Source organism: Methanococcus voltae, from assembly GCF_024807655.1.
GTDB lineage: Archaea > AGJL01 > Methanococci > Methanococcales > Methanococcaceae > Methanococcus > Methanococcus voltae_D.
On the sequence record NZ_JANUCR010000003.1, the window covers coordinates 1 to 22,464 of the forward strand.

At 28.8% G+C, this 22,464-nt stretch carries 17 protein-coding genes; 7 read left to right on the top strand and 10 right to left on the bottom strand.

The features are described from left to right. Window positions 1–1,160: cache domain-containing protein (locus J3E06_RS04330; RefSeq protein WP_259164295.1), on the bottom strand; the 1,160-nt coding region annotated here is incomplete at its 3' end. Between the two features lie 371 nt (window positions 1,161–1,531). Continuing rightward, window positions 1,532–1,912: an ATP-binding protein gene (locus J3E06_RS04335; RefSeq protein WP_259164296.1), complete on the bottom strand. Its 381-nt coding sequence runs from the start codon at window positions 1,910–1,912 to the stop codon at window positions 1,532–1,534. A gap of 239 nt (window positions 1,913–2,151) precedes the next feature. Here J3E06_RS04335 and J3E06_RS04340 point away from each other — a divergent pair, with 239 nt between their 5' ends. Together J3E06_RS04340 and J3E06_RS04345 are read left to right on the top strand one after the other, a co-directional pair. After that, window positions 2,152–3,108 carry a hypothetical protein gene (locus J3E06_RS04340; protein ID WP_013180059.1) on the top strand — a complete coding sequence of 319 codons (957 nt, stop codon included), beginning with the start codon at window positions 2,152–2,154 and terminating at the stop codon, window positions 3,106–3,108. Between the two features lie 133 nt (window positions 3,109–3,241). Further along, a complete protein-coding gene (locus tag J3E06_RS04345; RefSeq protein ID WP_013180060.1) occupies window positions 3,242–4,186 on the top strand; it encodes a nucleoside recognition domain-containing protein in 945 nt (314 codons plus the stop codon). Between the two features lie 35 nt (window positions 4,187–4,221). Here J3E06_RS04345 and J3E06_RS04350 read toward each other — a convergent pair whose 3' ends face one another. After that, on the bottom strand, window positions 4,222–5,220 hold the full coding sequence (locus J3E06_RS04350; protein ID WP_013180061.1) for a tetratricopeptide repeat protein: 999 nt from the start codon (window positions 5,218–5,220) through the stop codon (window positions 4,222–4,224). A gap of 591 nt (window positions 5,221–5,811) precedes the next feature. Here J3E06_RS04350 and J3E06_RS04355 point away from each other — a divergent pair. Further along, window positions 5,812–6,870 carry a hypothetical protein gene (locus J3E06_RS04355; protein ID WP_013180062.1) on the top strand — a complete coding sequence of 353 codons (1,059 nt, stop codon included), beginning with the start codon at window positions 5,812–5,814 and terminating at the stop codon, window positions 6,868–6,870. Window positions 6,871–6,994: 124 nt separating this feature from the next. Here J3E06_RS04355 and J3E06_RS04360 read toward each other — a convergent pair whose 3' ends face one another. From J3E06_RS04360 to J3E06_RS04375, 4 genes are all read right to left on the bottom strand, one after another. Beyond that, complete coding sequence (locus J3E06_RS04360) at window positions 6,995–7,312, bottom strand: YbjQ family protein (protein WP_013180063.1); 318 nt, start codon at window positions 7,310–7,312, stop codon at window positions 6,995–6,997. A gap of 71 nt (window positions 7,313–7,383) precedes the next feature. Next, entirely contained in the window at window positions 7,384–7,524 is a 141-nt protein-coding gene (locus tag J3E06_RS04365) for a hypothetical protein (protein WP_013180064.1), read from the bottom strand. A 91-nt stretch (window positions 7,525–7,615) separates the two neighbouring features. Further along, window positions 7,616–8,599 carry a radical SAM protein gene (locus J3E06_RS04370; protein WP_013180065.1) on the bottom strand — a complete coding sequence of 328 codons (984 nt, stop codon included), beginning with the start codon at window positions 8,597–8,599 and terminating at the stop codon, window positions 7,616–7,618. A gap of 123 nt (window positions 8,600–8,722) precedes the next feature. Then, the gene (locus J3E06_RS04375) at window positions 8,723–12,757 is read right to left on the bottom strand and encodes a cobaltochelatase subunit CobN (RefSeq protein ID WP_013180066.1); all 4,035 of its coding nucleotides are present in this window, start codon (window positions 12,755–12,757) and stop codon (window positions 8,723–8,725) included. Window positions 12,758–13,113: 356 nt separating this feature from the next. On the opposite strand from J3E06_RS04375, the gene J3E06_RS04380 reads away from it, so the two are divergent. The 3 genes from J3E06_RS04380 (at window position 13,114) to J3E06_RS04390 (ending at window position 17,072) form a co-directional block, all read left to right on the top strand. Further along, window positions 13,114–14,799, top strand: coding sequence for an oxidoreductase/nitrogenase component 1 (locus J3E06_RS04380; RefSeq protein ID WP_013180067.1), 1,686 nt, complete (start codon window positions 13,114–13,116; stop codon window positions 14,797–14,799). Between the two features lie 52 nt (window positions 14,800–14,851). After that, complete coding sequence (locus tag J3E06_RS04385) at window positions 14,852–16,147, top strand: oxidoreductase/nitrogenase component 1 (RefSeq protein WP_013180068.1); 1,296 nt, start codon at window positions 14,852–14,854, stop codon at window positions 16,145–16,147. A gap of 109 nt (window positions 16,148–16,256) precedes the next feature. After that, the gene (locus J3E06_RS04390; RefSeq protein ID WP_013180069.1) at window positions 16,257–17,072 is read left to right on the top strand and encodes an adenosylcobinamide amidohydrolase; all 816 of its coding nucleotides are present in this window, start codon (window positions 16,257–16,259) and stop codon (window positions 17,070–17,072) included. Between the two features lie 162 nt (window positions 17,073–17,234). Here J3E06_RS04390 and J3E06_RS04395 read toward each other — a convergent pair whose 3' ends face one another. Both J3E06_RS04395 and J3E06_RS04400 read right to left on the bottom strand, forming a co-directional pair. Further along, complete coding sequence (locus J3E06_RS04395; RefSeq protein ID WP_013180070.1) at window positions 17,235–18,359, bottom strand: FecCD family ABC transporter permease; 1,125 nt, start codon at window positions 18,357–18,359, stop codon at window positions 17,235–17,237. 116 nt (window positions 18,360–18,475) lie between these two features. Beyond that, a complete protein-coding gene (locus J3E06_RS04400; protein ID WP_013180071.1) occupies window positions 18,476–19,519 on the bottom strand; it encodes a FecCD family ABC transporter permease in 1,044 nt (347 codons plus the stop codon). 476 nt (window positions 19,520–19,995) lie between these two features. On the opposite strand from J3E06_RS04400, the gene J3E06_RS04405 reads away from it, so the two are divergent. Further along, window positions 19,996–21,351: an ABC transporter substrate-binding protein gene (locus J3E06_RS04405; RefSeq protein WP_013180072.1), complete on the top strand. Its 1,356-nt coding sequence runs from the start codon at window positions 19,996–19,998 to the stop codon at window positions 21,349–21,351. Window positions 21,352–21,619: 268 nt separating this feature from the next. Here the strand turns inward: J3E06_RS04405 and J3E06_RS04410 are convergent, their stop codons facing one another. Continuing rightward, window positions 21,620–22,384, bottom strand: coding sequence for a sugar phosphate isomerase/epimerase family protein (locus J3E06_RS04410; protein ID WP_013180073.1), 765 nt, complete (start codon window positions 22,382–22,384; stop codon window positions 21,620–21,622). Window positions 22,385–22,464: the final 80 nt, after the last annotated feature.

Consider the following 22,464-nt stretch of genomic DNA (forward strand, 5'->3'; position numbering starts at 1 on the left):
CTTACTTCTTCCAATAGTTCTGCTAACTTAGCTTTATCCATATCTAATGTTTTATTCAACTTAACTACGTTATCGGCCATTTCGTTGAATGATTCGCCTAATTCTTGTAATTCATCACCAGTTTTTACATTGGCTCTAACATTATGGTTTCCATTTGCAAATTCTTGCACATTAGTTTTTAAAGAAACCAATGGTCTTACAATTAATCTGTTTGTGAATAAGGCTAAAAGTAACGTCAAAAGGACGTTTAATATACCTATTATTAATATAGTAATCTGTATTTCCGAAATTATTTGCATTGTTAATTCTGCAGGTAATCCCACATACCAAGCTCCAATAATTTCATTTTTTGCATTTTTAATTGGTATTATTGTATCGTAATATACAATACCTGCAATTTCTTCTTTAAATGGTTCGCTATTCTCATTTAAAATCTTTTCATAATTTGAGTCAGGTATTGTTTTACCCATTAATGACTGAGTACTATCCTTACCTAATGCAACCCATTTATTGCCCATAATTAATTCGGCCATTTCGTGGGTATTTCGTTGTATTTTATCTAAAACATATGCATCTTTATTTAAAAAATCAATACCGACAATATAACCTTCTACTTTACCATTAGCTTTTAATGGTACTGCAGAAACGGCACAGAAAACTCCATCAACGCCAGAAATTAAAGATTCAGGGTCAATTTTGTTTGCAGTTTCGGTATTCATTATTTCGTATGACATATATTTACCAGAACTTACTGTTGAACCAATAAGTGAATTTAAATTTAATGATTCAGTTTTACCTTGTGAAGAAGATATTACATTCATATCCGCATCACAAAACGCTACATAATCAATATACTCCATTTTAGATTTATATTCTTTTGATTTGGCATATAATGCATTATAATCTTTATCTTCAATCGCACTTACCAAAGGTCCCTGATTTACGGGGGTAATTGCAGATTTTAAATTGGATAAATGTTCATTTGTAAGGCCATTAATGGCCACAACATCCTGATTAACGTCAGAAATCATTTGTTGGTCTAACTTCTCAGAAACCATATTGTTTGTAATTATACCTAAGGAGGCAAGGGGGATTAATGATGCCGCCAAAATTATAATTAATAGCTTCATATTTATTTTATTTAATCCCGGGATTTTCATAACTATCTCCTACTTAATTGCTATTTGAGTAATATCGATATTAAAAATAAGATACTTAACAAATAATTGCCCAGATTATCATAAAATATTGTAATTAGTAATATAACCCGTAATATGTCATATGTTGCCCTTAATATTTTTGTGGACGTTATATAGTCACAAATATAATATGGTTTTTAAAAGTATATATATTTATGTAAAAATATGGTCAATTAAACTTTATTTAATTTAATAACCATTGTTCCGACTAAATTTAATAAAAATATTGCCATATCCCCCTCAGCAATATGTTATAAACTTAAAATGTCGTTCAAATAAAATAATAATAAAATAATAATAAAATAATAATAAAATAATAAAAATAAAGATATTTATTGATTCGATTTACTAATTTTTTCGGGAAAACTAATTGCACCATATTTGCAAGCGTGTGAAACGCACCCAGTACAGTTTATTACACAATTATAGGGATATTTAACCACTACAGAATTGTTATTTTGTACATATACACCTTTTGGGCAAAAATTCACGCATTCATTACAATTCACGCATTTTTCATAATCTATTTTTGGATACCATTGAATATCTTTTCTTTTTATATTGTCATATTCAATATACTCTGTTTCTTTGATTAATTCATAAAATTCTTGGTAAATTGAAATATGGTATTCTCTTAAAGTCTTATAATTATTATTGTATGCTTCTTTCAGCTTCGGTAATTCTAAAACATCTGCAATTTTTTTAATTTCCATATTTAAAATCATTGATTCTTTCATTTTCTTTAAAAGTTCTTTTTTATGAATTTCGGTATTTTGTAGAATAGTATCACCAAATTTCTCAATATATTTATACCAACAATGTTAGATATTTAAAGTTATATTTATATATATTCAAGTTATATTTATACTGCATTTATATTTTTAACTACGTTATAGATAATTAATTACCTAACTAACCAAAATACCGATAAAAATTTTAAAATGGTGTAATAATGTTTGAATTTAATATAATGGACATTTTTCAGTCCATAATCGAAGCTATAAAATATACAATAAGTATAGCTTTAGTAGTACTTTCTTCAATGTTTATAATGAATTATTTGATAAATACGGGAGTTATGAAAAAATTAAGTGATTTTATATACCCTATTACAAAAAATTTAAAAATGAATCAACTATCGCTATACTCAATAATTACGTGTTTTTTTAGCCCAACGGTAGGTTATTCAATACTTGCAGAAGGTTTAAAAGATGAAAAACTAACTGAAAAGGAATTAATTGGTTCATCACTTGCAAATTCGTTTCCGTCCATATTTTCGCACATTTTCACATTTTTCATACCTGTTGCAATTCCCATATTAGGTTTTACAGGTGTATTGTACATAGTATTACGTTCAGGGGTTGCATTATTAAAAACAATTATTGGATTGGCTTATTTAGCAGTAGTTTCTAAGTCTGTTGACTTTACACCTAAAGAAAATGAAAAAAACAAAATAAAAGATAATATAAAGAAATCCTGGAATAGCACGCTTAGATTCTCAAAAAGAATGGTTCCAGTGATGTTTATTACAATGTTTATAGTTATATATTTCACAAAGTTGGGGGTATTTGAGTATTTAAAATTGTTAATTAATCCATTTACGTCCGTTTTGAACCTTGATTCAAATGTAGGGCTTATTATATTAACCGACCTTGTAAATGTACAAGCTGCAATGATTATGGGCGGTGGATTCTTAAAAGAAAGTATATTAAATCCCCGTGAGGTTTTGATTGGGTTAATGTTTGCAAATGTACTCTCATTATCTACAAGGTATGCAAAACACTCATTACCGATGCACATTTCAATTTTTGGGGCTAAATTAGGTACTAAAGTTGTAATGATAAATGCAATAATAACATTCATATTGGATATTCTCATAATTACGGGTTTGTTATTATGGCAAATCTAACTAAAATTAACTAATGGAATAAAGATAAATTAATAATGATAAATTAATATAAAATAATAAAAAAATAAAATAATAAAATAATATAAAATAATAAAATAATATAAAATAAATACGGATTACTAAAGGGGTATATATGGAATTTTTTGAAATTATATATTCATCGGCATACGGTTCTTTAAGGTATACGCTCGGAATATCCATCACAATTGTAATTACCGTATTTATAATGAATTACTTGATTAATGCAGGGTTAATGAAAAAAATAAGTGAGTATTTAAACCCTTTTACTAAAAAATTGGGGATAAATGAAATATTAACATATTCAATGCTCGTATGTTTTTTTGACCCTACGGTAGGGTATAGTTTATTAGCCGACGGAATAAAAGATAACAAAGTAAGTGAAAAAGAGGCCATAGGTACTGCTTTGGCTAATTCTTTTCCATCAAATGCATCAGAAATACTTACCTACTACATTGCGGTTGTAGTGCCACTATTGGGCATAGTTGGAATATATTATACAGTTATTAGGTTAGGAATATCCTTATTCAAAACTTTAGTCGGTTTAATTTACCTAAAAAAAGTTTCAAAGCCACGTGAAGACATTTTTAAATTTAAAAAAATCGATAGAAAAAAGAATGTTAAAACATCATTTGAAAAAACATTTTCACTTGTTAAGCGTATTGTACCCGTAATGTTTATTACGATGTTTATTGTAATGGTAATTTCCGAAATGGGATATTTAGACAATTATAACATATTTATGGAGCCATTCACTGAAATTATGGGCATAAGTCCGAGTGTAGGCATATTAGTAATCACTAACTTAGCTAACTTTTCAGCTTCATTAGTACTTGCATCAGAATTTTTGCAAAATGGCGTATTAAATGGAAAAGAAGTTTTAATTGGATTACTTTTTGCAAATGTAATAAGTTTTTCAACTAAATATGCAAGATATTCCTTACCTTTTAATATTTCAATTTTTGGGGCTAAATTGGGTACTAAAATAGTTATAATAAGCTCGATACTTGCATTTTTGGGCGATTTATTCGGAATATTGTTTTTATTATTCCTTTTATAATAAATAACATACTTAAAAATAGATAAAATTATATTTTATATATTCAATTTTTGAATATATTTTTGAATATATTTTTGAATATGTGAAATATATTTATTAGATATTGACGATTTTTTATGAAAATTAGGGGAATTTCTAACTTTTTTAGGGTCTTTAATCTTATTTTTGGATATTTTTGATAGATTATCGTTTATTTTATAATCCATTTGTTCATTTGAGTATTTTTTAATAACATTTGTCCCTAAACCCATATTAATTTTTTCTTTTTCATAATTAATTTTTTCAATTAATTTTTTATAATATAATACATCAATATAGACTAAATAACTTCTATTACTTAGTAATTTATTAATATTATCCAGTGCAATGTCATAATTTTTAAAATAAATACTGTATTTTATATCTTTTTCCAATTGTTCAATGTTTTTAAGTATAACAACCTTGTCATCTTGCTCTAATTTTCTAATAGATATTTCTTCAATTAATTTAATATATTCTTCAGATTTGGTAATTTCAAATAATTTTTTAGCATATTGAAGTGCTAAATCATAATTATTATTATCCAAATAATTTTGCATTTTCTGATAGTATACTTCATTTTCATAATAATTTTTAAATTCCGGCATAGTTTCTTCAAATTCTGAAATGTAGTATGTAATATATTCATCTAAATCGCTGTAATCGTATGCTTTTTCAAATATTTTTTGAATTCTTTTACGGCAAAGCTCATAATCTCCATTGTAATATGCAATAACTGCAAAATAAGTATTTGATATTAAATCATCTGGGCAATTTTCCACGATATTATTTAATACAGTCGTAGCTTTGGCGTAATTTTTGGATTTTATGAGTATTTTAGCTTTTTCTCGTAATAAACATACATTATCAGGGTCTTCGTCAAGCATTTCGTTAATATCCTGCAAATTATATAGGTATTCTATATCAGTTAAATTTCCAGTAATTTTGCATTTTTTAGTTTTTTTAGTTTTTTTAGTTTTTTTAAAGTTATTATTAAATTTATTAACAAATTCCATTAATCCTTTTTTATTATAGGGTATTTTAGATATATTAGAGATATTAGATATATTAGATATATTTTTTATATGGGTTATATCTTTTACATTTTGTAAATATTGTCCATTTCTTTGGTCAACGAGTCTAATATTATCACCCCCACTTAATTAAATATCTATAAATTGAAATATATATAATTATAGATAATTAGGATTAAATAATAATGTATAATCGAGAATAATTAAAAAACTGAATATATAACCACCATATAAATGATTAATGGATAATAGTTTACCTAAATACAAAATGTAAGTATAATTAATTACTAATTTAAAATTATATCTCTATATTTGTGTTGTTTTATTAACAATTATTTAAATGTACTTTAATTATATATACTTTGAAAAAAATAATATTAATTAGAATAGTATCTATCAATTATCATACAACCATTTAATGGATTGACAATTTAACAATATAACTATTTTTTAAAATTTTAAAAACCGATATTTTATAAAAGTACTGGTAATTATTTAAAAAATTCAATAACGCAATGCCAACAGTTTATTAAAAGTTTACTAATTAATCATAAATTAACGAGGGGATAATTTATGAAAAAATATCTGATAAGTTGCGTGATTTTTGCAATGATTTTCTCATTAATCCCATTTGCAACCGCAACCGATTATGAGTTAGTCGCAGGAAATGGAATGTATGATGCAGGGATGGTCACGATATCAAACGACAACACTTGGGTTTACGTTACGATAGCTACAGGCCCAGGCTGGTGTTTAAATGAAAGCCACGTGCAAATAGTAGGTGCAGAACCTACCTTGCCAAGTGAAGAATATGAAAAACAGAAAGATGTTCCAGACGAAGGCTGGTATGAATACATTACATTTACAGGAAATCCAGTACCTGGTCAGTTTGAATATCACAATTATCAGGAAGGAGTTAAAATTCACTACTACCAAATACCTATTTCAGAAATTTGGAACTATACCGAAGGGGAACCGGTAACAATTGCAGTTCACGCAGCAATTTGCGAGTGTGCACTTGATTACGAATGTATAACTGTATATGACTCTTGGGCAGTTGACTATGAAGATTACCAACCGGGTGAAAAAGGAAGTAATCCAGTAAGTAGATATAATCCAGATTACTGTTTAGGTGAAAGGGATTCAGACGGTGGATTGGACATGTTTACAAGTTTAGGGCGTGGAGGCTCTATTGTACTATTATTTAACAACTCAATATGCGATGGTCCAGGACCTGATTTAGAATTTTACGAAATCACAAACGGGCACAATCCTGGCTGGGATGAACATGTTCGATTAGAATTATACTATGACGGCGAATGGCATAACTCCACAAGTTTTGTAAATAATGAAGGGGATGCAATAGGTAGCCGTACATTTAGAAACAGCGTAGAATTAGATTTGCCTTACGGAAAATGCGCTGAAAAAGTAAGAGTAATTGATGAATCCACTGGAAGTAGTGGGTCTTACTTATACGATTACGATATCGATGCAGTTAGAGCAAACTATGAATGCGTACCAATTTATGGAGACCCTACTCATTGCGAAACTGCGTGGGGAGATGGTCAACAATTCTATGGTAGAAATTGGGCAATGTTCTTTAACTACACAATTGAACCATTAGGACCTTAAAAAAGGAATTTAAATTAAAAATACTTAAAATAAAATAATAAAATAATAAAATAAAAAAGAATAATTAAGATATAATAAATAAAAAAGAATAATTAAGATATAATAAATAAAATAAATAAAATTTCTATTTTTTTAATTTTACGGCAGTTCCATAGCATAAAAGTTCTGAAACTCCTTGCATAACTTGTGAAGTTTCAAATCTCATACAAACTACGGCGTCTGCACCCATTCTTTCGGCATCTGCTATCATTCTATCCATAGCTTGTTCACGAGAGCCCGCTATCATTTCGGTGTATTCTTGTATTTCACCACCCACGATATTTCTAAATCCTGCAACGATGTCTTTACCTATATTTTTAGCTCTTGCAGTGTTTCCTTTTGCAATTCCCAAAGTTTTTTCAATTTCATAGTCTGAAAATTTATTTTGCGTTGTAATTAGCATCAAATCACCATTAAATATGCAGTTAAATATTTATTAATTTTAGTTTTATTTTTATTTCTTATTTTTATTTCTTATTTTTTTATTTTATCGTATTTAGAATCATCTTTATTTTTATATCTATCCCAAATAACTTTTATTAAAAGTATAAACGCAATAAGTATTGCAAATACGTAAAAACCTATGATTACATACGTAAACTCATCACCAGTCATAGTATCCCCTAATTTTTACCATTATACTATTAATTATGTAATCTAAAGCATATAAATATAATTATTTGATATTAAATTAAAAAAATATAACTTATATATTTTTAAGATAATATCTCGCAAAACAACCTTTTGAATTAAATTTGGGAAGTTTAAAATTATTATTGAGGTCATTTACAGTTCCAAAGTACATATTATCGATTCCTTCAAGAGTTGGGCAAGCATAAATATTTCCCACTTCATTGACGTACAATAAATCACCAGAATTCAAATAACAGTATTTATTACTGTTTCCATTATTGTTTTTTCGATTTAAATTTTTTATAGAAATAGGATATTTTTTAGCACCCAATTTATTAATTAATTTTATAAAATCTTCATATTCCGGTTCAAAAATTCCATTATTATCAAATTCGTCTTTATTTTTAAGTTTTAAAAAATCAAAGCTAATGCTATGAACCTCCAAACTCAATAAATAGATTATTAACTCTTCGAGTATGGTTTCACACATATTTTTAGATGTAATCACCGATGTAATACCAAAATGAACACCGTTCTGTTTAAGCAATGTCATATTTTTTAAAACATCGATTTTACAAGGCTTTTCATTTGCATATACCCTAAATTCATTATTTAAATCATCTAAGCTAATTCCAAGCCCTATTTTAAATTTTTTTATGAATTCTATTATCTCAGAATTAATAATCGTACCATTTGTTTGGATTGCGAATTTTATATTATATTTTTTATTATTTAGTTTATTTAGTTTATTTATTTTATTTATTTTATTTTCTCTTTTATTTTCTCTTTTATTTTCATTTTTTATTTGTAAATTAAGATTATTACAATATTCAACAATCTTTTTAAGTAGTTCAAAATTTAAAAGAGGTTCTCCGCCGGTAAATTGTATTTTTAAATTATTGTCGATACTTAATAAGTAATCTATGGCTTTTTTGGCGGTTTCAAAATCCATATTTCTATTACTAATATCACCATCCAAATCAGACGATAAATTTGCATAACAGTATTTACACCGTAAATTGCAATTATTAGTAAGTTTTAAAATCAAATACTTCATAATTTCACTACCAAAAGTTATAATTAATTTTAAAATTAAAAGAAGGGATAAATATAGTTATTATTTAAATAATTTTATATTATATAAACTAAGGTTATTTATATAAACTAAGGTTATTTAAATTTACATACTTTCTTCAAGGTCCCCATCGATTTCCAAATATCTTTGTCTTAACTTTTCAAGAGTTTCATCGGAAGCATTCCACATATTTCTCGCATTTGCTTCAAATAAACGCTCGATAATATTTAACTCAGCATAAGGATTGTTTTCTTCGAAGAATTCTTGCATTTCCTCGTCAAATACGTAAGTTTTAGCTATTGTCTCATACATCCAATCATCTGCAATGTTTGAAGTGGCGTCCCACGCAAATGTGTTGTCTATCATTTTGGACATATCTCCGGCTCCTTTATAACCGTGTCTTTTCATCCCTTTAATCCATTTTGGATTCATAATTTTTGTTCTGAATATCTGTTTACATTCTTCTTTCAAATGTTTAGTTTCTAATTTGTTAGGGTTTGAGGAATCACCCACATAACTCCTTGGCTGCTTACCTGAGTAATGTGTGATTGCTGCAATTAAACCACCGTGGTAGCTGTTAAAGTCGTCCCCTTCAAGGATATCCCCTTCCTGGTTATCCTCGTTTTTAACAGTCGCTTGTATCCTCGAAAGCTGTCTTATAAATTCGTCTTTTGCAACTATCCCATAGCAGTCTCTTCCATATACATTACAACCCCATTCAACATAAACTTTACCCATATCTTCAACGGTTTCCCAGTTTTGCTCGGTGATTAATTCGGCAATTCCTGCGCCGTAAGTACCTGCCCTATCCCCAAAAATCCGATAAAGACTTGTTTTTTCAGCTTCAACTTCAGACATTCCGCCATTTATCTTTTCCGCCATTTCTTCCTTATAATGTTTCTTAATAAAGTTCATTTCGTCCGGTTCATCAAGTTTAGCAACAACTCTAATGGCGTCATCAATTAAATAGATGATTTGAGGGAATGTATCCCTTAATAAACCACTTATCCTAAGGGTTGTATCAATTCTCGGTCTTTTGAGCTCTTCGAGAGATATTACCTCCGTACCAATTACTTTTTTATTTTTCCAAACTGGTCTAACACCTAAAAGGTGCAATATCTCCGCTACATCGTCCCCTTTGGTTCGCATAGTAGGCGAACTCCAAAGTACAACACCTAAATATTCGGGATATTCCCCTTCTTCTGCAACGTATTTATCGATTAATTGATTTGCAAGTTTAATACCTAAATCATTTGCTGAAGTAGTTGGTATTTCTTCAGGGTTGCAAGAATAGAAGTTCCTACCTGTAGGTATACATCTTGTATCCCTTGTAGGGGCTCCTGCGATTCTTGGAGGTATGTATTCTCCCGCAATTCCTCGTACAGTATTTGTTAATTCATCACCTACTTTCATAAGATTTGTATGGATATCCGATACTATTGCCAATACTTCCTTTAATTCTTTTGTAAACGATATTTTATAGAGTATATTGTCAACATCTTCCGTATTGTTAATATTTTTATCTTCATTTATTTCAGGATTTTTACAGAATTCGTATAATTCATTTATCCTATTTTTATCAAAATTCAATTTTTCATACTCAAATAATAAATTACTTCCAATTTCATAAATTTTATCGATTATAAAATGATTTTTACCCTTATCTTCGTTTAATTCATCCCAATTATAACCTAAACTACTTGAAAGAATTTCCAAATATTGATATTGCCAACGAGTAATCATAAATAGCATATTATTTAATTTAGTATCATACAACGGTAAGCCCATTATATGTAAACCGTCATTAATTTGTCTTGTTTTTAAATCTTCCAAATAATTATGAATTTTTGTTAAAAAATCATCAAATTCTTCCTTAGAAAGACTATTTAAATAATTTATATAACTTTCATCATTTGAACCGGTTTCTTCTTCTTTATTCGTAGTTCTATCATTATTTTTTCTACCCGTGGTTTGAATATCGTCTAAACTCTTTGAATCCATCAAATCCTCATCGAGCTTTAATTCCCTTATCTTTTCGATAATTTCTTGCTTTAAAAATCCTTTTTTAGTACTCATATCTAAATCCAAATTAGAATCTTCCGCTGACATAGAACTCTTATTTTCAGTACCGTCTAATTCATAATATTCATCGATACTCCTCTCAAGAGTCATCAAATCATCGTAAATCTCAGATATGGTCATAGGAGGTATTAAATGCGTAATTATGGTAGCATAACCTCTTCTTTTGGCCTGCGTACCTTCTCCAGGATTATTTACGATATAAGGATATATATTAGGCAATTCCGAACAAACGTCTGGATAACAATCTTCCGAAAGTCCTAAACCTTTACCTGGCAACCATTCGAGAGTGCCGTGCTTACCGATATGCATAACCGCATCAGCCTTAAATACGTTTTTAACCCATTTATAATATGCTAAATAGTGATGGGGAGGTACAATATCTACAGAATGGTATAGGGCATCTTTATTATCACTATAACCTCTTTGAGGTTGTACGGAAATAAATATATTGCCCCCATCACCTTCTAAAATACCCGGAACAATTAATTTACCATCAAAATTCATAACTTCGCCAGGAATATCGCCCCAATCCCTAATAAGTTCGTTTTTAACTTTATCGGAAAGATTGTCGTACCATTCTTTATAATCTTCTCGACTAATTTTTCCAACGGCCTTTTTAATTTTATCTTCCGTCATATATCTTAAATCATTTGTAGCACATTCAAGCATTTGTTTAATTAATTCCGTTCCATTCTCGTAGTTTGTGTTTACTCGATAACCTGCTTTTTCCATAGTTTTTAAGATGTTTAATACACTTTCCGGACTATCTAATCCGTGAGCAGAAGCTATTTTATCATTTCTCGGAGGGTAATTATGGAAGATTATTGCAATTTTTTTATCACAATTTGGTTTCTTATTAAGTACAGAATATTTAAGCGTCATATCAACTATTTTATTTACCCTGTCTTTTATCGGGATATATTTCTTTATTTCAGTGTTTAATGTATTATAGCCCATCTTTTCAGAGCTCGATACTGGAAAATGAATAATACAACCATCAAATTCAGGCATTGCTACCCCTATAACTAAATCTATAGGGCTTAATCCAGCTATTGAGTCTTTCCATTCCTTATAACCATTTAATAGTACATTTGCTTGTATTATTGGTACATTTAAATTGGTTAAAAACTCTGCTTCGCCTTCGATTAAGTCGGTTCTTGTACCCATTGAAAGAGTAAACATACTTGTATTTAATAATGCATCAATTATAGAATCCCCGAATTTTTCAGTCTTATTTTTATAGAAATACTTTTCAAAGGTCTTTTCTATACCGATGCAACCCATTTCATTTTTTAAACTTGCATAAAATACCGGTACCGGAATTGCGCCCTTTTCAAACAACTTATTGCATAAAAATTCAATATGTTGCCTATTGTTTGATATGTAGAAATTTCTGTAAAAAATTACGCCTATTTTGGATTTATTTTGTATATCTTCTTCAGAATAATCATATTTTTCCATTAAATATTTGAAATAATCCTCGGTTTCTTCAAAATATGTATTGTCCCAAAATATGCCCTGCCAAGGTACAGATTTTGGTTTTTCAAAACTTAATTTTAAAATTGGATTTTCAATATTTTTATTGTCGGTATCTGCAAATTTTTGGGCAAGGTATAAAATTAAATTTTTATAATTTTCTACGCCATCCAAACCCAAATATTTGGATACTTCAAGTTTTACGTCGTTTGAAACCGTTATCGCTTCGTCAAGCTCAGGGTGATGCTCCCCAATAGTTGGAAGGGGTAAAAATGGAACATTATATTTTTTTAAACAGTCCCTAAAATCTTCAAATTGGGGAAATGAATCCTTTCCACCCATTAATTTAGTAAATACGATGTTTGCACGTTTTGAAAAGTTCTTGAATTCCTCGTATGTTTCTTCTTCGCACTTGTAAGGAAGAACTTTAAACTCTAAATAATCCCCTAAATTTTTATTATCGTTATTATCGTTATTATCGTTATTATTTTTATTGAATATATTGTCCGTTATTTGAGTTAAAGCCTCTATAAAAATAGCATCATCACTATCTGTCGTCGATACAAAGCCGATTTTTATCATAAATTCACCAAATTTTGATTTTCTACATATAAATCATTTATTAACAAATTCAAAATACACCATATAATCTTATGAGGTATGACTAAAAATTAATTAAAAATTAAATTCAACATATTTTTTATAAATATATCTTAAATATTATTAAAACTATCTTTAATAAGATAATAGATTTAATGTATTTCTATAATATATAGTTTTTTAAAAATTTTGATGCAAATGTAAAATGATATATATCACATCAGATAATCTAAAAAGTGCTAATATTAATAAAATAAACTTTCAAAAATATAAAATAAAATTTAATAAATTTAGCAAATCTAATGAAAAATTATAAAAAATTATAAAAATGGTATATTATGTGTAAAACCAATTTAAACGATGAAAATGTAAATAGTACAACTGATACAAAAAATAGTGTAAAACAAGATATTTTAATGTATACACTTCGAGACCATCTTTTTAACGGAATTAGGCAACATTCAAACTGGCAATACCATAAATATGGTATAAACTGCAAACTTTCGGGCTCACTAAATACTGCTGTTGAACTTGAAAATTCAAAAGTAATAGTGCACGGATGTTCCCATTGTGCTTTTAATCAACGATTATCCCCTCGAACTATGTATGACCCGGCTTATGACGTTGAATGTACGAATATGACTGAAAAAGACGTAATATACGGGGGAGAAGAAAAATTACGTGCTAAAATAATAGAGGTCTATGAAAAATATCACCCTAAAATAATTACAGTATTGCCTTCTTGCGTACCTGGTTTGATTATGGACGACATTACCGGCGTTATTACTACATTAAACGACGAAGGTATACTAAAAGATTGCAAATTAGTACACGTGGCTTCAGAAGGCTTTTCTCACCGTGCAAAAAACGCTTTTGAAAGAGTTATGAAAGATTACACCAAAGCGTGGAAAAACCCAAAAGACGTGCCTAATTATGAAATAAGGGGCTGTGGAAAACAAGAAGCGCTTTATTCATTTTTTAAGCAACTTTATGGTCGAGATGAAGAGGAAAAAATAGAAACAGTAGCAAAAATAGAAACAGCCGAAAACTTTAAAACAGATGCTGATACTAACAATACAGATTCTTTCAAAGTCGTAAATATTGAATCCATAGGTTTACAGGGTTTTGTAAACAAATTAGAAGTTGAAAATATATCTAAAATTCTAAAAAAGGCTTCAATAGACGTAAATTTAATACCTACTAATTTAGAACATTGTAATAATGCAAGCAAAGCTGATTTAAACGTTGTAATGGGCAATATACGATGGGCAGAGCGTATGAAACAGGAATTTGGCATAAATTACGTTAAAAAATGGTTTTACCATTATGGAATCGATGGTACTGAACAATTTTTCAACGAAATATTTGAAAATGTAGGATTAAGCGATGAAAAATTAGAAAATGCTAAAAAAATTGTTAGTGATGAAAAAGAAAAAGCAGTGTTAAAATTAAAAGAATATTCTGAATTCTTGGGTAAATATGATTATGCTGTTTATACGTCAGGATTTTTCACTACGCCGTATATTTTAAAAATATATTTGGAAGATTACGGTTTACCGATTAAATATGTGTTATTAGATACCAAATCACTTAAAAATCTTAATATATCCGATGAAACAATCGACGAAACTGTGGAAAGTATTCAAAAATTGTTTAAAGAATGGAATTACGATATAAAAATAATATTAGACCCTGAAATCGATGAATTAAACGATATTGCTAAAAATGTAGATTACATATTAGGCGATAGACATTTACCATATATTGAAAATATTCCAATAATCAATTTACACCTTGTTTCGTCATTCCTATACCGTTCAAGCTTTGATTTGTTAACAGAATTTTCTAAATACATGGTGCGTAAAATTAAAATTAAACAAAACTCTAAATACCAAATTGATAATTCAAAATTGATAATTTCCAAATTTGAGTATGATAAAGTCCATTACCCACTTTTAGACGAAGAAATACCTCGAAACTCTATGAAGATATGGAGAGAAATTTGGGCAATAAAATCAGAATAATAAATTAGATTAAACTAATTAAATAACTAAAAATTTAATAATTGGTGAAAAAATGGACGCAGGCAAATATTTTGGAACTTTTAGAGCTTGCTACGGGATTAAAGACGCCATAATACTAAATCACGCCCCCGTAGGTTGTAATTGGGGTACTATGATATATGGGACATCTCAAAATTTAAATGATTTAAGAATGTCCTCAAGTATTATGCACGAGCAAGAAATCGTTTTCGGTGGCGAAAATACGCTAAAAGAAACTTTAATTTCGATGGACAGTAATTATGACAGCGTTAAAAACCCCTTATTAGTATTGTTAGTTGGAGATATTCCTTCAATAATAGGGGACGATGTAAGCGGTATTATAGAAGATTTAGACATTGAAAAGGACCATATTGTAATTAATGCGGAAGCTTTTAAAGGCGATGCTAAAAAAGGCTACGAAGATGGACTTTTAAATCTATATTCCTTAATTCCAAAGAATTTTGATAAAGAAGTTAAAGATAATAATAATACTAATAATAATACGAATAATAATACGAATAATAATACGAATAATAATACGAATAATAATACGAATAATAATACGAATAATACTAATAACAAATCTACAAATTTAATAAATTTAATTGGCGTTTCTATTGACGATTACAAAATAGAAGCAGATTTAAAGGAAATTAAGAGAATTTTAAAAGAATTTAATATCGAAATCAACTGTGTAATCTCAAATTGTACATATTCTGAATTTTTAAATTCTCCTAACGCTGATTTAAACGTTGTAATTGGTCAAGGTTTTGAATTTGCAAAAATTATGCAGAAAGAACACGATATCGATTATATTTCAGTGAATTACCCCTATGGAATTGAAGGAACTAAAAAATTCTTAAAATCAATTATTTCAAAATTCGAAAATAATGCCTATTTCGATGAAAAAGCCTTTGAATTGAAATATGATAGCCTTGTGGATTACGAACCTTACAAAAAAGTATCAGTGTATATGAACGGTCTTTATTCTGTTCCTGTGTCTGTTATTGGAGACCATAAAGCTGAATCAATGGCCGAATTTTTAAGTCAAGAATTGGGTATGGATATGGAAATAGTTGCAAATTATGGTGATGACTATAAACAAGCAGTTTTATCGTCATACAGTACGATGATTTTCGGCAGTAGCTTTGAAAAAGGTCTTTCTATCGATTTAGACGTGCCATTGATACGATATACATATCCTGTATTTGACAACGTTTCATTATGCGATAATATACCTTATGCAGGAATAAATGGAGCTTTATGCTTGGTAGAAGATATATTAAACGCTGCTTTAAGTCGATGTGGTAAATTCGAATTTAAAATGTAATGATAATAGTATATTAGTAATACCACTAATAAAAATAATAAAAATAATATTAAAATATTTAATTTAAAATTTTGAAAAAACAAATTTTTTAAATGTGGAAGGTGTGAAGATGCATTATCAAAACATAACTGATGACAGCGTTAAAATCGAAGAATTATTTAAAAAAGATGATTGGGTGGCTAAAAGAGTCAAACATACTATGGAAATCAAAGATGAGAGTGAAAAAACCAAAACTTTAGTTGTAGAGTTCGAAACCCCTCGAAAAGTTCTATCAACTAACGAAGGAATGGTTAAAGTTGATTACGTGGGTAATAACTCAATTCCCGTACCATTCTGGGATAAAGTACATTCATACAAGGATTATAGAAAACAAATCTTTGAAAAAATTGCAATACCTCAAGAAAAAATTGCATTATTGGGTACTGGGGCAAATATGGATAATTTATCGATACATTATGAAGAATTCGATGAATATTATGTTGTTGCACTTTCTACTGCGGGAGCATTGAATAATGCCATAAGACTTGGTGATGAAAAAGCTGATTACATTGAAAAAGATTTCGAAACATACTACATAAAAGAAGACGGTACAATCGCTAAAAAAGAAAAAGTTGGCACAGTAAATATTATTGTAATTACAAACGCTAATTTGACTGAAGGGGCTATGGCAAAAGCTATTATCACAATTACAGAAGCTAAAACCAATGTATTCTTAGATTTAGGTGTTAAAAGTACAAAACATCCCGAATTACAATCCACAGGAACAGGTACTGATAGCGTAATTGTAGTCGGCGGAAACGGTCCAAAAGTTGGCTATACTGGAGGACATACAAAATTAGGTGAAATGATAGCGAAATGTGTAAAAAGAAGCGTTAGAGAAGCTATGATTATACAAGACGAGTTAAATTTTGAATATGAAGAATAAAATATGAAGATATTCTCATATAACCGAATAAACTAATTTAAAATAATATAAATTATGAAAAAAATATTTTATTTTTATCTTTATCTTTATATTTATTTTTACTTTTATTTTTACTTTTATTTTTACTTTTATTTTATTATTATTATTATTATTATTTTTTAACTATTGAATTAATAATTTCTTTTCACCACGTACGACTAAATATAATACGATAATACCTCCGATAATATCTAATACAGAGCCTATTGGTAAGATAGTCAATGAATTTGTATTTGTTAGCAATGCTATAGGTATATAATATTTCAAAGATATGATATAACAAACCAACATCAGAATTGCGCCAATTAACATACTTGCAGGTAATAAATACCTATTATCTGACGTTTTTATGACAGGTCTTGCCAAATAAGGGGCTGCAATACCTACAAAAGCCATTAAACCAACCATTGGAATAATTAAACCAACTACGAACGAAGTAATAAGTAAAATTTTAATTCTAATCTGTTTTATATTTGCACCAAAACTTTTAGCGTAATTTTCACCGAATAGTAGGGCATTGAGCGGTTTTATTAAGTAAATAGCTACTATTATAAATATAATCATTGCAAAAGTCATTGGATATATATTATCTAACGTTAATTTAGATACTTCACCAATTGAAAAGCCATAGTATTGTTTAATAGATTCTATTGTGGCATTACTTACCAAATAAGACGTTAATCCTGAAAACATATAACTTGCAAGAAGTGATATTATAATTATACTGTTTGACTCGTTTGATTTATGTGCAATAGCTATTAATAGCATCGTAGATATTAACCCGCCTATCCAACCCGCCACTAAAGTTTCATAACCTACAATAGATTTAAAAAACTCTGAAAACGAATTAACAAAGATAACTAACGAAACCATTAGCAAAACTCCGCTTGATATACCTGTGGTGTAGGGAGAAGCTAATAAGTTTCTAAATAATACTTGCAACATTAAACCACTACCTGCTAACGCCATACCGACTAATACTGCACCAAAAACTTTTGGAAATCTTATTTCTTTTATGATTATATCTTTGTATACTTCACCACTGGTTTGGTGAACTATTACCGAAGTAATATCATTTATTGATACAGATTCCGCATTTCCTCCGAAATAAATGGAAATTATAAACAATACAATACATAATATTAATAACAATAATAATATAGAATATTTATAAGATTTTCTCTTAAATAGGGATTCTAAATTATTGTTTATTTTTTCTTTTAAATTAATTTTTGACTTTTTGCACATTGTTTCACCAATATGTTAATGTATGTTAATAATAGGGCAATAATTTAGTATTAATTATTTATTTTAGCAATTATTCGATTTATTAATTAGTAATGTTTTCTAATTAGTAATACTTTCTACATTGTAAAATTTTTAGATTTTGTGTACATATATATCGCAATAGGGGCGCCCATAATTGATAATGGACATAATAATGGCAAAGCGTTTGCATTTTCTGGTAAGACTACACCAGGACGGGTTAATATATCTGCAATTGTTAAAAATATCGGACCTAATAATAAGGATAAAGGTATTAATTCGTTGTGTTTAGCAGATTTATTAATCATTCTGGCAAGTATTGGGCAAAACATACCTATAAAAGCTATAGGTCCAGTAAAAGCCACAACTGTAGCTGTTAATATAGAAGATATTATTAATAATTTCCTTTTAAACGTTTTTAGATTAATTCCTATGCTAACGGCATAATTGTCTCCCAAAACGTTTGCATCCATATTTTTTGAAAGAGCAATTACCGAAAATATCATAAATGGGACGATTATAAGTGCCATTGCACCCACCTGATTCCAATAGAGATTGTTAACTGCACCCATACCCCAACTAATAAGTCCGTGTAGTTTTTCACCATCTCCGCCTAATATATCCCCAGTATATACTAAAATGCTCGTAAAACCTGATGCTAAAGCACTTACCATAATTCCCGAAATTAATAGGGTGGATATCTGCCTCGTTATTTTGGCAATGGCCGTAATTAACATCATAACCAACATAGTGCCCGCATAAGCAAATAAAACAATTCCAAACGACGATGTGCCAATTGTAGATGTCATTACCAACGTTAATAACCCATAAACTACAACACCCAACATTGCACCGCTTGAAGCACCCATTAAGTAAGGGTCTGCTAAAGGGTTTCTGAAATAACTTTGCATTAATATTCCTGCTAAAGATATACCCATACCTGCCAATAAAGCACCTAAAGTCCTTGTAGCCCTCATTTTAGCAAGTAATAAATCCATAGAGTGGTTTCCAGTAGTTCCATTTAAGATGTACGTGAGAATATCGGAAATAGAGATAGGCGTAGTACCAAGCATTAAACTTAACAAAATAACAGAAAACAATATGAAACTAAGTAAAATACATAACTTTGTAAATCTTTTCAATTTTTCACCGAATAATAATCCTATATGTCGTAAATATTGTAAGTATTGTAAATATCGTAAATATCGTAAATTCCTAAAAATTAATAATTCAAATATTTAATACATTATTTATTAATTATTCTATTAAAATTTAATACTTTAAAGTTTAATTTATAACTTATAGTATTGTAATAATATAATTTTTTTCAAAAACTTCAGTTCTAAAAACATAAATTTATATATTTAGAAAATAAATAAAGTTTTGTTTAAATATATTAAAAATAACTATAATATATAATAGGATAGTTGTTATACTTGTATATATAATTATCCAAAATAATTGATATAATGGGATAAATATACAGTAAATACGACAAAACTACGATAAATGTAATTTAATATTAGAATAATGCTTAAAAATTAAAAATTAAATATTAAATATTAAATATTAATCGATAAAAATTCCGATATTAAATAAAAAGGTGATTACTTTGAATATGAATTTAAAAGCCAAAATTGGGCTTTTAATGTTATTCGTGCTTATGATAATCCCATCTGCTTTTGCAACGGGTAATTATGATTATAGGCTCGGGGATATTAACGAAGACGGTAAAATATCTGTTTCAGATGTTGTTTACTTATTTAACAACAGAGATTTAGATATTGAAGATGCAGACGTTAACGCAGATAATAAAATATCTGTTTCAGATGTAGTTTATTTGTTCAATTACTACGATGAAATGAGTGAATCAATTACTCACTCAGTAAATATGGATTTAAAATACTACGATGCTGAAGGCTACGAAGTAAATCCGTACAATGGTGAAGAATACGAATACAAAATATTAACCGACTCAACCGGTAAAAAAATATTATTAAAGCACGCCGAACAATCAGAACCTACGGGTGGCAATTGGGATTCAAAATATGAAACATGTGTGGATATCCCAGTAACCAAAGTATTGGTAATGAGTTCGACACAAATAGCTTTAATGAACCCTTTAAATGATGATGGAAGTGTTTTCGACTCAGTTAAAGGTATCACCTATGGTGGTGGATACGCTTGGTATTACCCTGACATTGAGACAGGTCTCGACGATGGTACAATCGTGGACTTAGGTAGTTCAAGTGCTCCGGTAGAAGACAGAATTACTGCTTTAAGTGATTCAGACTTATCATTTGTATACCCCGACTCCTGGAGTGGGGACGCATTTGCAAATACTTGCGATAGAGCAGGTGTTTTACCAGTTTCCGATGCGGAATACCTCGAACAAACATTCTTGGGTAGATGTGAATGGGCAAAAATGTTCGCAGCATTCTACGATAAAGAAGAAATAGCTTCAAAATACTTTAATGAACAAGAGAAAAAATCATTAAATGTAAAAAGAATCACACAGACTGCTGATTCAGTACCTACAGTAGCCTGGGGTAGTAGGACAGCTTACGGTACATACGTACCTAACGCACAGAGCTACGTTGTAAAAGGTCTTGTACAGGACTGTAATGTTCAATATACCTTCTTAGACCAAACAGGTACCGGAAGTTCGTCTGTTGATTATGAAACATTCTTCGACAGAAATAAAAACGCAGATGTATGGATTGTTTCGTCATCAGCTGGTTATTTAACCGAATTCAAAACATTGAATACAGGATTATCAGAATACAAAGCTTACCAAAACGATAAAATATTCTGTTTCTCAGATTCATTCTATCAGACTGGTTTAGAAAAAACGGACAAAGTTCTTGAAGATTTAGCGATAGTTTCACACCCTGACCTTTATGAGGGTAAAACAACTGAATTTATCTTGCACTTTGACCCAGAAACAAGCAGTGCATCGCCATACACTGCATAATCAATGTAATAATCGAAATAAACGTATAATAAATAGAGCTAATATACTAAGCAGATATTAATACGGGTAATTATATACTATAAAATAAATATTTTCTTTTTTTTTAATTTTTAAAACCAATTTATCGCTTAAAACATAATTAAACTCCATACTAATCTAAAAAATAGTATAATAAAATAAGATAAAATAAGATAAAATAATAATTAATAAAATAATAATTAATAAAATAATATAATATAATATAAAATATAAAATTAAGATAATAAAATTAAGATAATAATTTTTTTAACTCTGAAACACTTTTATCAATTTCTTCAATGTTATTTAACCGTCTACTTTGGACTTCTACCATTTTTATACAATTTAAATCTTTTAAAGCTTTTTTGTAATTTTCGAAAGGTATTTTACCATCACCTAAATTCAAATGTTCATCAAAATCGCCGTTATTATCGTGAATATGAACGTGTTTTATACGGTTAAATACTTTCTTTTCCCGCAAAAATTCATCAATGTTGTTATTTAGGTAAGAATGCCCCATATCAAAGGTAATTCCAATATCTCCAAAACTATCAATAACATTCATATCTGGCGTTTTAAACAACATCATATCATAATTTGGCATATTTTCAATAGTGAGCTGTACAGAATGCTCTTGTTGAAGTTTATTCATATCTTCCACAGTTTTTAAGAATGATTCAACCGCCTTAGGTCGCATACTGTCAAAAACATTATAACCGGGGTGCAAAACAATAACTTTTGCATTTGTATTGTCTGCTATTTTTACAAGTTGTTCAATGATATTTACATTTACTTTTCTTAAATTTTCATATTTTGAAGCAAGATTCATATCTTCTAATGGGCAGTGGATAGTATATTTTAAATTGTATGATAAAGGAGTTTCTGGGTTATTAAAAACTCCTATATCACTATCACTTACTAATTCTACATAATTTACCCTTTTTTCGAGAAATTCCAGTGCTTCGTCTAAACTATACTTTGTTTCGTGGAATAAACTCGAAGATATTCCTATCACAATTACACCCCATTAGTAATTAATTTTAGAGTTAATATATTTATTAATTTATTAATTTAATTAATTTATTAATTTAATTA